Raw genomic sequence first — 14,485 nt, 5'->3', positions numbered from 1 at the left:
TAGGAGCTGGCTTGTCGTGTGACGAACCACGCTCAGAGCCATGCATGAGGCCTGCTCGCTGGCATAAGTCTTGCCGCGTTTGCGCGCATGACTTCCCTGTGAGCACGCCGATGCCCGACCTGCTGGATGCCCTGAACCCAAGCGCCACGACCTGGCATGAAATGCTCGCCGTCGATGGCCGCGTGCGTCCGCACTGGCGCGAGCTGCTTGCCCATCTGCAGCGCAGCGGTGCGCAGCAACTGAGCCAGCGCCAGTCCCTGCTCAATCGGCAACTGCGGGAAAACGGCGTGACCTACAACATCTACGCCGACCCCGATGGCGCCGACCGCCCCTGGGAGCTGGACCTGCTGCCGCAGGTGATTCCCGCCGCGGAATGGGCCGAGTTGGCCCGCGGCATCGCCCAGCGCGCCCGCCTGCTGAACGCGCTGCTGGCGGATATCTACGGCCCGCAGCGCCTGATCGGTGAAGGGCTGCTGCCCGCGGAGCTGATCTTCGGGCACAACAATTTCCTCTGGCCGTGCCAGGGCCTCCAGGTGCCGGAGCAGACCTGGCTGCATCTCTACGCGGCCGACCTGGCGCGCGGGCCGGATGGCCGCTGGTGGGTGACCGCCGACCGCACCCAGGCGCCGTCCGGCGCGGGGTACGCCCTGGAAAACCGTACCGTGGTGTCCCGTGCCTTTCCCGAGCTGTACCGGGATCTGCATGTGCAGCACCTGGCCGGCTTCTTCCGCACCCTGCAGCAGAGCCTGGCGCGCCTGGCGCCGAGCGGGCGGGAAACGCCGCTGGTGGTGCTGCTGACGCCCGGGCGTTTCAACGAAAGCTGGTTCGAGCACTTGTTCCTCGCCCGCCAGCTCGGCTATCCGCTGGTGGAGGGCAGCGACCTGACGGTGCGCGATGGCACGGTCTATCTCAAGACCCTCGGCGGCCTGCGCCGGGTCCACGCGATCCTGCGCCGGCTCGACGACGATTTCTGCGACCCCCTGGAATTGCGCACCGACTCGGCACTGGGCGTGCCCGGCCTGCTGGATGCGGTGCGTCAGGGCCGAGTGCTGGTGGCCAATGCCCTGGGCAGCGGGGTGCTGGAGTCGCCGGGCCTGCCAGGCTTTCTGCCGGCGATCAGTCGGCGCCTGCTGGGCGAGGAACTGATCCTGCCGTCCATCGCCAGCTGGTGGTGCGGCGAACCGGCGGCGCTGGAGCAGGCACTGGAAAAGATGCCGGACCTGCTGTTCAAGCCGGCGTTTCCCTCGCAGAGCTTCCAGCCCCTGCTCGGCCGCGACCTCGACGCGGCGCAGCGTCAGGCGCTGACCGCGCGGCTGAGGGCGCGGCCCTACGCCTATGTCGCCCAGGAGCTGGCGCAGTTGTCCCAGGCACCGGTATGGCAGGGCGATGGCCTGAAGGACCGGCCGGTGGGCATGCGCGTCTATGCCGTGGCCAGTGCCGATGGCTGGCGCGTGCTGCCGGGCGGCCTGACTCGGGTGGCGGCGCAGGCCGATGCCGAGGTGGTCTCGATGCAGCGCGGCGGTGCCAGCAAGGACACCTGGGTCCTCGGCGAACACGCCGCCCGCGGCGAGCAATGGCAGGCCAGTCGCCGGCTCGGCGTGGCCGACCTGGTCCGCGCCGACCCCTATCTGCCCTCGCGGGTAGTGGAAAACCTGTTCTGGTTCGGTCGTTACTGCGAGCGCTGCGATGCCAGTGCGCGGTTGCTGCGGATTCTCCTGGGGCGCTACCTCGACGGCGACTCGCCGCAGGCGCTGGACGCGGCGCTGCGCCTGGCCGAGGAACTGTCCCTGTTGCCCACGGAGGGAAGCCTGGACACCCGCCTGCGCATGGCCTTGCTCGACCCTGCCTGGAGTTTCAGCCTGCGCGCCAGTCTGCAGCGTCTGCAATGGGCGGCGGGGCAGGTGCGGGGCAAGTTGTCGCGGGAGAACTGGCAGGCCCTGAGCGAATTGCAGCGCGAGGCGCAGCGCCTGGACGACCTGTCCGCGGACTTCAGTGAGCTGCTGGATTTTCTCGACCGCCTGATCCTGTCCCTGGCGGCGCTGTCCGGCTTCGCCCTCGACGACATGACCCGTGACGAGGGCTGGCGCTTTCTCCTGACCGGGCGCCGGATCGAACGCCTGCACGCCTTGAGCAGCAGTCTCGCGGGGTTTCTGCGGGGCCCGGCGGCGAGCGACCAGGCTGGCCTGGAGTGGTTGCTGGAGCTGGCCAACAGCAGCATCACCTACCGCTCCCGCTATCTCGCGGTGGCGCAGTTGGTGCCGGTGCTGGACCTGCTCCTGCTGGATGAGCAGAACCCCCATGGCGTGCTGTTCCAGTTGCGCTCGCTGCTGCGTTCGCTGGAGCGCCTGCAGAGTCCGGCGGAGAACGAACTGCTCGGGCTGGCGGAGCGCCTCAGGCATTTCGACTTGCGCAGCCTGGAACATCTGCTGTTTGGCGAGGCCAGCCTGAGCGCGGTGCTCGACGGGCTGGCGGCGATGCTGGAGCAGATCGCTGAAGGGGCCGAAGCCGCAGCGCAACGCCTGGCGTTGCGCCATTTCGCCCATGTCGATGTCAGCCAGCAGACGGTGTCCGCCTGATGAGTGCGCGTTACCAGATTCTTCACGATACCCATTACCGCTACGCCAGCCCGGTCTCGCTGGCCCAGCAACTGGTGCACCTGTGGCCGCGGGACTGCCCCTGGCAGCGTTGCGAGGAGCGGCTGCTGGAGGTGACGCCGACGCCGACCCGGCGCCGCGACGAACAGGATGTGTTCGGCAATCCCCTGACCCGCCTGGGCCTGGACTATCAGCATGACGAACTGCGGGTCAGTACCCGGGTGCGTATCGAAGTCATGTCGCGTGCGTTGCCGACGCTGTCCGCTTCGCCGCCCTGGGAACAGGCGCGGGATGCCTTGGCCTATTCGCGGCAGACGCTGACAGAGGCGTTGCTCGAAGCCAGCCGTTATCGCTTCGAATCGCCGTTCGTGCGCCTGAAAAGACCCTTCGTGGCGTTTTCCGAACCCTGTTTCGCCGCCGGTGTGCCGTTGCTGCAGGCGGTGCGGGCGCTGATGGAGAAGATCTTTCGCGAGTTCACCTTCGATGCGGGGGCGACCCAGGTCGCCACCCCGCTGGTCGAGGTCCTGCAGCGGCGGCGCGGGGTCTGCCAGGACTTCGCCCACCTGATGCTGGCCTGCCTGCGTTCGCGGGGGCTGGCGGCGCGCTATGTCAGCGGCTACCTGCTGACCCGACCACCGCCCGGGCAGGCCCGGCTGATCGGGGCCGATGCCTCCCATGCGTGGATCTCGGTGTTCTGCCCGCGCCACGGCTGGGTGGATTTCGATCCCACCAACAACCTGCTGCCGGCGCTGGAGCACATCACCCTTGGCTGGGGCCGCGACTTCGCCGATGTCTCGCCGCTGCGCGGAGTGATCCTCGGCGGTGGCAGCCACGACCCGGAGGTGCGGGTGACGGTGTTGCCGCTGGATCAGCTGGGCGGCTGATCCTTCCATTTGGGCGCTGCCAGCGGCTGCCAGGCGTCCAGGGCATCGAGCAGGGCATCCGGCGCCGCGTCGACCTGCAGCATCGCGCGGTGATGCGGGCGGACGAAGCCCTCGTCCACCACATGGTCGAGAAAACCGGTGAGTTTTTCGTAGAAGCTGTTCACCTCCAGCAGGCCCAGCGGCTTGCCGTGGTAGCCGAGCTGGCCCCAGGTCCACACTTCGAAGAGTTCTTCCAGGGTGCCGAGGCCGCCGGGCAGGGCGATGAAGGCATCGGCCAGTTCGGCCATGCGCGCCTTGCGCGCGTGCATGCCGTCGACCACTTCCAGGCGGCTCAGGCCGGGATGGGCGATCTCGGCGCGTTGCAGGCTGACCGGAATGATGCCGATCACTTCACCGCCAGCCGCCAGCGCGGCATCGGCGACGATGCCCATCAGACCCACGGCGCCACCGCCGTAGACCAGGGTCAGGCCACGCCGGGCGATGGCCTGGCCAAGGGCGACCGCGGCCTCGCGGTAGACCGGGCTGACGCCGTTGCTGGCACCACAGAACACACAAACGGAACGTAGAGACATGTCTTTCTCCGGGTCGAAAACGGCCACAGGGTACGGACATGGGGCGGGTCTTCCAAGCCCTCTGTCACTCCGGACGGGAGAACTCGCAGGCGGTCCCGCTGGCGCCGCAGGCATAGGCGGCGAGCAGGCTTTGCATGAAATTACTCAGGGACATGTCGGATTACTCCTAAATGAGAGGTTGTCTCATCGTCCTACATGGAGGCATGATGCGGCACTTTGTTTGTCTTGATGCATGCCATAGAAGAATTTCACTGCCCGATCAGGGTCTTATCCTTGACCCACATCAGCAGCGCGAGCCGCGGGATGGGGCAGTCTGATTTCAATAAAAAACCTGTCATGGAGATTCACGATGTTTGCCAAATTCGTTGCCGTTTCCCTGCTGACCGTTGCCAGTGCCCAGGTAATGGCCGCCGACTGCAAAGTCACTGTCGAGTCCACCGACCAGATGACCTACAACACCAAGGAAATCGCCATCGACAAGAGCTGCAAGCAGTTCACCGTCGAGCTGAAGCATGTCGGCAAGCTGCCGAAGAACGTCATGGGCCACAACCTGGTGATCACCAAGGCTGCCGATGAGCAGGCCGTTGCCACCGCCGGCATGGCCAAGGGCGTTGCCGCCGACTACCTGGACGCCAGCGATGCGCGCATCGTCGCGCACACCAAGCTGATCGGTGGTGGCGAGTCCGACTCGGTGAGCTTCGACGTGTCCAAGCTGGCCGCTGGTGAATCCTACGGCTTCTTCTGCTCCTTCCCAGGCCACATCGCCATGATGAAGGGCACCATCGTTCTGAAGTAATTGCTGCGATCAGCCGGCCTCCACAGGGTCCTGGTGTACACCGGACCTGTGGAAGCTGGCTTGCCGGCGATGCTTTTCTTTCTTACGGCGCGAACGGCATTTCCCGCTTGTGCTGTGTCTTTTCGTACGTCCGCTTGATGATGTCGAACGCTTCCTCGCTGACGGGCTCGCCATGCAGGAACGCATCGATCTGCGCGTAGGTCACGCCGTGCGAGGCCTCGTCCGGCTTGCCCGGGGCCAGGTCTTCGAGGTCGGCGGTCGGCACTTTTTCCACCAGTGATTCCGGGGCGCCGAAGCTGCGCGCGATGGCCCGTACCTGATTTTTCACCAGGCCGCTCAGCGGGGCCAGGTCGCAGGAGCCGTCACCGAACTTGGTGAAGAAGCCCATCACCGCCTCGGCGGCATGGTCGGTGCCGATCACCAGGCCGGCGCGGGCACCGGCGATGGTGTACTGGGCCACCATGCGCATGCGCGCCTTGGTGTTGCCGACGACGAAATCGACCATGGCCGGTTTGCCGCCTTCCAGGGCCTTGACCTCGGCCGCCAGGGCGCGGACCGCCGGGGCGATGTTGACCGTGTGGCACTCGTCCGGCTGGATGAAATCGATGCAGGCCTGGGCATCGTGTTCGTCGTGCTGCACGTGGTAGGGCAGGCGCACGGCAATGAAGCGGTACTGCTCGTCGCCGCTCTGCTGGCGCAGTTCGTTGATCGCCCGCTGGGCCAGCAGCGCCGCGGTCAGCGAATCGACGCCGCCACTGATGCCCAGGACCAGGGTCTTGAGCCCGGCATTCTTCAGGCACTGCTGGATGAAGGCGACGCGCCGGGTGACTTCGACGTCGAGCTCGGCGCGGTCGGCGAACGGCGGCTGGACCTTGAGCTGCTGCGCGATCTCTCGCTGGACGGCTTGCATGGGTTACTCCTCGCTGGGAACTTGGAAAACGTGACGCAGGTAAGAGACGAAATTCGGGTCGCGGCACTGGGTCTTGGCGGCCTCGTCGGAGATCTTCGCCACGGGCTGGCCGTTACAGTCGGTCATTTTAAGCACGATGCTCATCGGCGCCACTCCGGGGATGTCGCAGGTGAGGTTGGTACCGATGCCGAAGCTGACATTGATGCGTCCGCGCAGTGCCCGGAAGATTTCCAGTGAGCGGGTCAGGTTGAGGCCGTCGGAAAACACCAGGGTCTTGGTCATCGGGTCGATTCCGAGCTTGCGGTAGTGGGCGATGGCCTTTTCCGCCCAGATCACCGGATCACCGGAGTCGTGGCGCAGGCCGTCGAACAGCTTGGCGAAGTACAGATCGAAATCGCGCAGGAAGGCATCCATGGTGATGCAGTCGGTCAGGGCGATGCCGAGCAGGCCGCGGTATTCGCGGACCCAGCAGTCGAGGGCGGCGATCTGGCTGTCGATCAGGCGCGGGCCGAGCTGCTGGTGGGCCATGATCCATTCATGGGCCATGGTGCCCAGCGGCTTGATATCCAGTTTCCATGCCAGGTGCACGTTGCTGGTACCGACGAAGCGCGCCGGGAACTCGGCCGCGAGCACCTTGACCACGGTTTCCTGGACACCGTAGGAGAAGCGCCGGCGGGTGCCGAAGTCGGCCACCTGCAGCTCGGCCAGCTCGTCGTCGCTGGCATTGGCGCGCAGCCAGTCGAACTTGCGCAGCAGTTGCTCGCGGGCCTGCTCCAGGCGCACCTGTGGATAACGATTGCGGTTGCGCACCTCGCTGATGATGGCCAGCAGCGGCACCTCGAACAGGATCACATGCAGCCAGGGGCCGTGCAGGCGCAGGTAGAACTGATCGTTCTCGATGCCCATCTTCAGGTAGCGCAGGTTGAAGCGGAACAGGCCGAGAAAACGCAGGAAGTCCGGCTTCATGAAGCTGATCTTCTCGAGAAAGCCCAGTTGCTCGTCGCTGATGCTCAGGTCGGCGAGGCGCTCGACCTCGGCACGGATCTGCCCCAGATAGGGGCGCAGGTCTTCCCCGTTGCGGCAGCGGAACTCCCATTCGACGTCGACGTTGGGGTAGTTGTGCAGCACCGCCTGCATCATCGTCAGCTTGTAGAAGTCGGTGTCCAGCAGGCTTTGCACGATGCGGTCGGCGAAGGCGCTTTCGCTCATATAAGGCTCCAGTTCCGGCGGGTGCCATCAAGGCTGTTCATTGTGCCAGCGTTTCAGCTGCGGGGTGGCTCGCGTCTCGCGAGTCATTCGGTAGCAGACTACATATAGCGGCGATTTCTCCAACGCGGTCTAGCCTCTTATGGTGCTTGCTGTAGCAGTCGCGCACCACGGATGTGCAGTTCCGTTACGCATGCTGTTACAGGTCGGTTGCACGTAAACACGCATCGGGGTTGCAATGATGGCATGTCTTGGTTGCGCCTTCCTCAAGCGGAAGGTGGCGCTTTGTGTCTGGTTTGCGGTTGCACGACCCGGAAAGAATGACCGTTGCCGCCTGCCGGCGAACCCTGGTGCGAGTTTTTTTCGAATGAAAAACCTATGGCACGGCCCTTGCTCGGAGCAAATGGCTGAAACAAGTTGCTGAAGTCGTAGTGCCAATCAAAAAAACATCAGGAGCACCACCACATGTCGCAGACGTTTTACAAGAAAGGCTTTCTCGCTCTCGCCGTAGCCACGGCGCTGGGCGTTTCTTCGTATGTCCAGGCCGATCTGAAGATCGGCGTCGCGGGCCCGATGACCGGTGCCAACGCAGCGTTCGGCGAACAGTACATGAAAGGTGCCCAGGCCGCGGCCGACGTGATCAACGCCAAGGGTGGGGTGAACGGCGAGAAGATCGTCCTGGTCAAGGGCGACGACGCCTGTGAACCGAAGCAGGCCGTGGCCGTGGCCAACCGCCTGGTGGACCAGGACAAGGTCGCGGGTGTGGTCGGCCACTTCTGCTCGTCTTCGACCATCCCGGCGTCCGAGGTCTATGACGAAGCGGGCGTGATCGCCATCACCCCAGGCTCGACCAACCCGCAGGTCACCGAGCGTGGCCTCGGCGCCATGTTCCGCATGTGCGGGCGTGACGACCAGCAGGGCATCGTCGCCGGCGACTACATCGTCGACGTGCTCAAGGGCAAGAAGGTCGTGGTCCTCCACGACAAGGACACCTACGGCCAGGGCCTCGCCGACGCGACCAAGGCACAGCTGGAGAAACGCGGCGTGAAGCCGGTGCTGTACGAAGGCCTGACCCGTGGCGAGAAGGACTTCAGCGCGGTGGTCACCAAGATTCGCGCCGCCGGTGCCGACGTCGTCTACTTCGGCGGCCTGCATCCGGAAGCCGGCCCGCTGGTCCGTCAGTTGCGCGAGCAGGGCCTGAAGGACATTCCGTTCATGTCCGATGACGGCATCGTCACCGACGAACTGGTGGCCACCGCTGGCGGCGCCCAGTACACCAACGGCGTGTACATGACCTTCGGCGCCGACCCGCGCCTGCTGCCGGACAGCAAGGACGTCGTGGAGCAGTTCCGCAAGGGTGGCACCGAGCCGGAAGGCTACACCCTGTATGCCTATGCCTCGGTCCAGGCGCTGGCTGCCGCCTTCGAGGGCGCCAAGTCGAACAAGGGCGAAGATGCCGCCAAGTGGCTCAAGGCCAATCCGGTGAAAACCGTGATGGGCGAGAAGAAGTGGGACAGCAAGGGCGACCTGACCGTCTCCGACTACGTGGTCTACCAGTGGGACGCCAACGGCAAGTATCACCAACTGGAAAAACAAAAATAACAATGGCATCCGGCCCGGGCTGCCAACGCCCGGGCCGTTGCCCGGTTCAGCGCCGTACCTGTCCCTTCTTGTAGATCTGCACAATCCTGCGCTGCGAGGGCCGTGTCATCCGGGGCCCGCCGTAGTCGGCGCTTGTGCAATCTCGAATACGTGAGATTGCGTTATGGATGGAATTTTCCTGCAGCAACTGATCAATGGACTGACCCTCGGGTCCGTCTATGGTCTGATCGCCATCGGCTACACAATGGTCTATGGCATCATCGGCATGATCAACTTCGCGCACGGCGAGGTGTATATGATCTCCGCTTACCTGGCGGCGATCAGCCTGGCATTGCTGGCTTATTTCGGTATCGAGTCGTTCCCCCTGCTGATGCTGGGGACCCTGTTGTTCACCATCGTCGTCACCGGGGTCTACGGCTTCACCATCGAACGCATCGCCTACAAGCCCCTGCGCAACTCCACCCGCCTGGCGCCGCTGATCAGCGCCATCGGCATCTCGCTGATCCTGCAGAACTACGCGCAGATCAGCCAGGGCGCCCGCCAGCAAGGCGTGCCGACCCTGCTCGAAGGCGCGTGGCGCTTCGAAGTCGGCACCGGCTTCGTGCAACTGACCTACACCAAGATCTTCATCCTCGTCGCCGCGTTCGCCGGCATGGCCCTGCTCACCTACGTGATCAAGTACACCAAGCTCGGCCGCATGTGCCGCGCCACCCAGCAGGACCGCAAGATGGCCTCGATCCTGGGGATCAACACCGACCGGGTGATTTCCTACGTGTTCGTCATCGGTGCGGTGATGGCCGCGCTGGCCGGCGTGCTGATCACCATGAACTACGGCACCTTCGACTTCTATGCCGGCTTCATCATCGGCATCAAGGCGTTCACCGCCGCGGTGCTCGGCGGTATCGGCTCGCTGCCCGGGGCCATGCTCGGGGGGATCGTGCTGGGCATCTCCGAATCGCTGTTCGCCGGCCTGGTCAACTCCGACTACAAGGACGTGTTCAGCTTCTCGCTGCTGGTGCTGATCCTGATCTTCCGTCCCCAGGGCCTGCTGGGTCGCCCGCTCGTGGCTAAGGTGTGAACATGTCCACTGCCAAAACTGCTTCTTCCGGTTTCGATATCAAACGCACCCTGCTGGAAACCATTGTCGCCGGCCTGCTCGCCCTGATCGTGTTCGGCCCGGTGGTGGGCGTGGTCCTCGACGGCTACGATTTCAACGCCGAGCCGACCCGCGTCGCCTGGCTGGTCGGCGGGGTGATGGCCGGGCGCCTGGTCATCAGCCTGTTCCTGCAGACCGCCGCCGGCCAGCGCATGCTCAGCGGCTTCGAAAGCGGTGGCTCGGGTGTCCACGTGCGGGCGCCGGACTACAAGTCGCGCCTGCGCTACATCATCCCGGCACTGATCGTCATCGCCATCGTCTTCCCGATCTTCGCCAACAAGTACCTGCTGACCGTGGTCATCCTCGGCCTGATCTACGTGCTGCTGGGCCTCGGCCTGAACATCGTGGTGGGCCTGGCCGGTCTGCTCGACCTCGGCTACGTGGCGTTCTACGCCATTGGCGCCTACGGCCTGGCGCTGGGCTACCAGTACCTCGGCCTGGGCTTCTGGACGGTGCTGCCGCTGGCGGCCATCGCCGCGGCACTGGCGGGGTGCATACTCGGCTTCCCGGTGTTGCGCATGCACGGCGACTACCTGGCGATCGTGACCCTGGGCTTCGGTGAAATCATCCGCCTGGTGCTGAACAACTGGCTGTCCTTCACCGGCGGTCCGAACGGCATGCCGGTGCCATCGCCGACCATCTTCGGCCTGGAGTTCGGCCGTCGGGCCAAGGACGGCGGGGTGCCGATCCACGAGTTCTTCGGCTTCGATTACAACCCCAACCTCAAGTTCGTGTTCATCTACGCGGTGCTGTTCCTCGTCGTCCTGGCGGTGCTGTACATCAAGCACCGGCTGACCCGCATGCCGGTCGGCCGGGCCTGGGAAGCGCTGCGCGAGGACGAGATCGCCTGTCGTTCCATGGGCCTCAACCATGTCCTGGTGAAGCTTTCGGCGTTCACCCTGGGCGCTTCAACCGCCGGCCTGGCCGGGGTGTTCTTCGCCAGCTACCAGGGCTTCGTCAACCCGTCGTCGTTCACCTTCTTCGAGTCGGCGCTGATCCTTGCCATCGTGGTCCTGGGCGGCATGGGTTCGACCGTCGGCGTGGTGATCGCCGCGTTCGTCCTGACCGTGGCGCCGGAACTGCTGCGCAGCTTCTCCGAATATCGCGTGCTGCTGTTCGGCGTGCTCATGGTGGTGATGATGATCTGGCGACCGCGCGGGCTGATCCGTATCAGCCGTGCCGGTGTAGTCCCGCGTAAAGGAGTGGCGCCATGAGCGACGACGTGATTCTGTCTGTGGATAACCTGATGATGCAGTTCGGCGGGATCAAGGCGCTGAGCGACGTCAGCCTGAAGGTCAAACGCAACGACATCTTCGCCCTGATCGGCCCCAACGGCGCCGGCAAGACCACCGTGTTCAACTGCCTCACCGGGTTCTACAAGGCCAGTGGCGGCAAGATCGAACTGAACGTGCGCGGTTCGCGTACCAATGTGATCCAGCTGCTCGGCGAACGCTTCCAGTTCGGTGACTTCTTCTCGCCGGCCCGCTTCGCCAGCCGCCTGCGCTACAAGATGTTCGGCGGTACCCACCTGGTCAACCGCGCGGGTCTGGCGCGGACCTTCCAGAACATTCGCCTGTTCCGGGAAATGTCCGTGGTGGAGAACCTGCTGGTGGCCCAGCACATGTGGGTCAACCGCAACCTGCTGGCCGGCGTGCTCAACACCAAGGCCTACCGCAAGGCGGAAAGCGACGCCCTCGACCATGCCTTCTACTGGCTGGAAGTGGTGGACCTGGTGGACTGCGCCAACCGCCTCGCCGGCGAGCTGTCGTACGGTCAGCAGCGCCGCCTGGAAATCGCCCGGGCCATGTGCACGCGGCCGAAGATCATCTGCCTCGACGAGCCGGCCGCCGGTCTCAACCCGCAGGAGACCGAGGCCCTGAGCCGGATGATTCGCGTGCTGCGCGACGAGCACGACATCACCGTGGTGCTGATCGAACATGACATGGGCATGGTCATGAGCATTTCCGACCATATCGTCGTGCTCGACCACGGCAACGTCATTGCCGAAGGCAAGCCCCAGGACATCCGCAACAACCCGACCGTGATCGCCGCCTACCTGGGTGCTGACGAAGAGGAGCTGGTATGAGCGCACCCATTCTCGAACTGCAGGACCTGGACGTGTTCTACGGGCCGATCCAGGCGCTGAAGAAAGTCTCGATGCACATCGACGAGGGCGAGACGGTCAGCCTGATCGGCGCCAACGGTGCTGGCAAGTCGACCCTGCTGATGTCGATCTTCGGCCAGCCGCGGGCGGCGGGCGGCAAGATCCTCTATCGCGGCACCGACATCACCCACAAGTCCTCGCACTACATCGCCTCCAACGGCATCGCCCAGTCGCCGGAAGGACGGCGGGTGTTCCCCGACATGAGCGTCGAGGAAAACCTGATGATGGGCACCATCCCCATCGGCGACCAGTATGCCGACCAGGACATGCAGCGCATGTACGAGCTGTTCCCGCGGCTCAAGGAACGGCGCAATCAGCGGGCCATGACCATGTCCGGCGGCGAGCAGCAGATGCTCGCCATCGCCCGGGCGCTGATGAGCCGGCCGAAGCTGCTGCTGCTGGACGAGCCGTCGCTGGGCCTGGCGCCGATCGTGGTCAAGCAGATCTTCTCCACCCTGCGCGAGCTGGCGCAGAGCGGCATGACCATCTTCCTCGTCGAGCAGAACGCCAACCACGCGCTGAAGCTGTCGGACCGGGCGTACGTGATGGTCAACGGGCAGATCCGCATGACCGGCACGGGGCAGGAGCTGCTGGTGAATGAGGAGGTGCGTAACGCCTATCTGGGCGGGCACTGATTTTTGCGGCCCTTCGCGGGCAAGCCTCGCTCCTACGGTAGGAGCGAGGCTTGCCCGCGAAGGGCCCCATGGGAACTCCCTCGACTTATCCCCAGTCGTACCCGTGTACCGTCTCGACGCTGCACAAGGAACCCATGTGATGTCCCACCGTTCCCTGCTCACTCCCACGCTTCTCGCCTGCGCCCTGCTGTTCGGCACGGCGGCGCAGGCCGAGGAAGCGGCCAAGGTCCAGATCGACTCTTCCGCCTCGTCTTCCGACAATCTCGCGGCGATCCACCGCGAATCCGGCATGAGCCACACCCTGCACGACTCCGGGGTCAGCGTGGCCGACCTGAAGAAGATGCGCGACACCCTCAACCAGAACGCCAGCGACCTGCAGGAACTGCGCCGCATCGTCGACGAGCAGTCGCGGCAGATTGGCGAACTGCAACGCCGTCTCGAAGACACCAACCGCAAGGTGCAGTGACCTTCCCTGTGGATTGAGCAGTTGGTCACAGGGTTGTCCACAGAAATGTGGAAAAGTTAGCGAAAGTGCTGCTTGCGATGCACCAGAAAGTCGCTGTAAGCAGTTGTTTTTCGTAGTGTTCAAGTTGTCCACGGATGATGTGGAAGTGATTGTGGGTAACTTGGTGGTATTTGCCTGGAGCCCTTGCAGGACGTGGCTTGCAGAGTGTTGTTCAATTTTTGAACAGCAACTTTGAAAGACCCGACTTGCGTATTTGTCAAGTTTGAAGTTGTGCAATGAAGCGCATTTCAAAGAGCATTGAAAGCCTGTGGATAAGTCTGTGGGCAAGCATTGGAAAGACGCTGCCAGACAGCGAAATTACAGGCGTTGCGCCAGTACCGGGATTATCCCCAGGCCGCCGCCAGCCGATGAACCTCTGTGTCGGCGGCCTGGCCGGCTCAGCTTTGCGCGGTGGGTCGTTCAAGGCTGTGAACAACTCCCCTGCGACTGTTATACAGTTGCCCCCAATCGGCGTGGAAAGCCCTGTGGATAAGGTGCGCATACCCTGCTCTGAGCCTTGTTAATCAAGGCTTTGCGAGAAATGTTCGTTTTTTGTACAGCTGCGCCAAGGCTTGCCGTCACCCGGTGTGCCGGGCATGCTGCAAGGCCTGCCTTTCCTCTCTTGCCTGTGGGCAAGTCCATCCAAGGAGAACCCAATGACTTCCACCGTATTCATCACCGGTGCCACTTCCGGCTTCGGCGAAGCCTGCGCCCGTCGTTTTGCCGAGGCGGGCTGGTCGCTGGTGCTGACCGGTCGTCGCCAGGAGCGTCTCGACGCGCTGTGCGCGGAGCTGGCGCAGAAGACCGAGGTCCACGGCCTGGTCGTGGACGTGCGTGATCGCAAGGCGATGGAGCAGGCGATCGCCAACCTGCCGCCGTCTTTCGCCAAACTGCGCGGGCTGATCAACAACGCTGGCCTGGCCCTGGGCGCCGATCCTGCGCAGAAGTGCGACCTGGATGACTGGGACACCATGGTCGACACCAATATCAAGGGCCTGATGTACAGCACCCGCCTGCTGCTGCCGCGGCTGATCGCCTACGGGCGTGGCGCGAGCATCCTCAACGTCGGTTCGGTGGCGGGCAATTACCCGTACCCGGGCAGCCACGTGTATGGCGGCACCAAGGCGTTCGTCGGGCAGTTCTCCCTGAGCCTGCGCTGCGACCTGCGCGGCACGGGAGTGCGGGTGACCAATATCGAGCCGGGGCTGTGCGAAAGCGAGTTCTCGCTGGTGCGCTTCGGCGGCGACCAGAGCCGCTACGACGCGACTTACGCCGGTGCCGAGGCGATCCAGCCGCAGGACATCGCCGAGACGGTGTTCTGGGTTCTCAACCAGCCGGCGCATATCAACATCAACAACCTGGAGCTGATGCCGGTGAGCCAGGATTGGGCGGGGTTCTCGATCGATCGGTCGGCCCAGAAGAATTGATCTGACTGGGCGGCCATTCTCTCGTAGGAGCGTG

At 64.3% G+C, this 14,485-nt stretch carries 13 protein-coding genes; 10 read left to right on the top strand and 3 right to left on the bottom strand.

Annotation, left to right across the window (positions count from 1 at the left end):
• Nucleotides 1–110 precede the first annotated feature (110 nt).
• Complete coding sequence (locus tag RTI28_RS18620) at nt 111–2,576, top strand: circularly permuted type 2 ATP-grasp protein (RefSeq protein ID WP_316921860.1); 2,466 nt, start codon at nt 111–113, stop codon at nt 2,574–2,576.
• The gene (locus RTI28_RS18615; protein ID WP_316921825.1) at nt 2,576–3,478 is read left to right on the top strand and encodes a transglutaminase family protein; all 903 of its coding nucleotides are present in this window, start codon (nt 2,576–2,578) and stop codon (nt 3,476–3,478) included. Before RTI28_RS18620 ends, RTI28_RS18615 begins: the two co-directional genes overlap by 1 nt.
• Here RTI28_RS18615 and RTI28_RS18610 read toward each other — a convergent pair.
• A complete protein-coding gene (locus tag RTI28_RS18610; protein ID WP_316921824.1) occupies nt 3,463–4,050 on the bottom strand; it encodes a TIGR00730 family Rossman fold protein in 588 nt (195 codons plus the stop codon). The two genes, RTI28_RS18615 and RTI28_RS18610, sit on opposite strands and share 16 nt — an antisense overlap.
• A gap of 349 nt (nt 4,051–4,399) precedes the next feature.
• Here RTI28_RS18610 and azu point away from each other — a divergent pair, with 349 nt between their 5' ends.
• A complete protein-coding gene (azu, locus tag RTI28_RS18605; RefSeq protein ID WP_316921823.1) occupies nt 4,400–4,846 on the top strand; it encodes an azurin in 447 nt (148 codons plus the stop codon).
• Nucleotides 4,847–4,928: 82 nt separating this feature from the next.
• Here azu and nadE read toward each other — a convergent pair whose 3' ends face one another.
• Nucleotides 4,929–5,756, bottom strand: coding sequence for an ammonia-dependent NAD(+) synthetase (gene nadE / locus RTI28_RS18600; protein ID WP_316921822.1), 828 nt, complete (start codon nt 5,754–5,756; stop codon nt 4,929–4,931).
• A gap of 3 nt (nt 5,757–5,759) precedes the next feature.
• Entirely contained in the window at nt 5,760–6,965 is a 1,206-nt protein-coding gene (pncB, locus tag RTI28_RS18595; protein WP_316921821.1) for a nicotinate phosphoribosyltransferase, read from the bottom strand.
• A 462-nt stretch (nt 6,966–7,427) separates the two neighbouring features.
• Here pncB and RTI28_RS18590 point away from each other — a divergent pair, with 462 nt between their 5' ends.
• The 7 genes from RTI28_RS18590 to RTI28_RS18560 all read left to right on the top strand — a co-directional run bounded on the left by RTI28_RS18590 (nt 7,428) and on the right by RTI28_RS18560 (nt 14,451).
• Nucleotides 7,428–8,564: a branched-chain amino acid ABC transporter substrate-binding protein gene (locus tag RTI28_RS18590; protein WP_316921820.1), complete on the top strand. Its 1,137-nt coding sequence runs from the start codon at nt 7,428–7,430 to the stop codon at nt 8,562–8,564.
• Nucleotides 8,565–8,727: 163 nt separating this feature from the next.
• On the top strand, nt 8,728–9,642 hold the full coding sequence (locus tag RTI28_RS18585) for an ABC transporter permease subunit (protein WP_316921819.1): 915 nt from the start codon (nt 8,728–8,730) through the stop codon (nt 9,640–9,642).
• A 2-nt stretch (nt 9,643–9,644) separates the two neighbouring features.
• Nucleotides 9,645–10,934: a high-affinity branched-chain amino acid ABC transporter permease LivM gene (livM, locus tag RTI28_RS18580; protein WP_042120263.1), complete on the top strand. Its 1,290-nt coding sequence runs from the start codon at nt 9,645–9,647 to the stop codon at nt 10,932–10,934.
• Nucleotides 10,931–11,806 (top strand): ATP-binding cassette domain-containing protein, encoded by an 876-nt coding sequence (locus RTI28_RS18575; protein WP_316921818.1) that lies wholly within the window; start codon nt 10,931–10,933, stop codon nt 11,804–11,806. Before livM ends, RTI28_RS18575 begins: the two co-directional genes overlap by 4 nt.
• Nucleotides 11,803–12,519, top strand: a complete 717-nt coding sequence (locus tag RTI28_RS18570) for an ABC transporter ATP-binding protein (RefSeq protein ID WP_316921817.1) — start codon at nt 11,803–11,805, stop codon at nt 12,517–12,519. The genes RTI28_RS18575 and RTI28_RS18570 overlap by 4 nt, the downstream gene beginning before the upstream one ends.
• Before the next feature lie 139 nt (nt 12,520–12,658).
• Nucleotides 12,659–12,985, top strand: coding sequence for a hypothetical protein (locus RTI28_RS18565; protein ID WP_316921816.1), 327 nt, complete (start codon nt 12,659–12,661; stop codon nt 12,983–12,985).
• A gap of 695 nt (nt 12,986–13,680) precedes the next feature.
• Nucleotides 13,681–14,451 (top strand): SDR family oxidoreductase, encoded by a 771-nt coding sequence (locus RTI28_RS18560; RefSeq protein WP_316921815.1) that lies wholly within the window; start codon nt 13,681–13,683, stop codon nt 14,449–14,451.
• The last annotated feature ends 34 nt before the right edge of the window (nt 14,452–14,485 follow it).

Origin of the sequence: Pseudomonas sp. zfem002 (assembly GCF_032621685.1) — a bacterium.
Lineage (GTDB): Bacteria > Pseudomonadota > Gammaproteobacteria > Pseudomonadales > Pseudomonadaceae > Aquipseudomonas > Aquipseudomonas japonica.
Note: the sequence above shows the minus strand (reverse complement) of the source record. Positions and strands in the feature narration are given on the sequence as shown.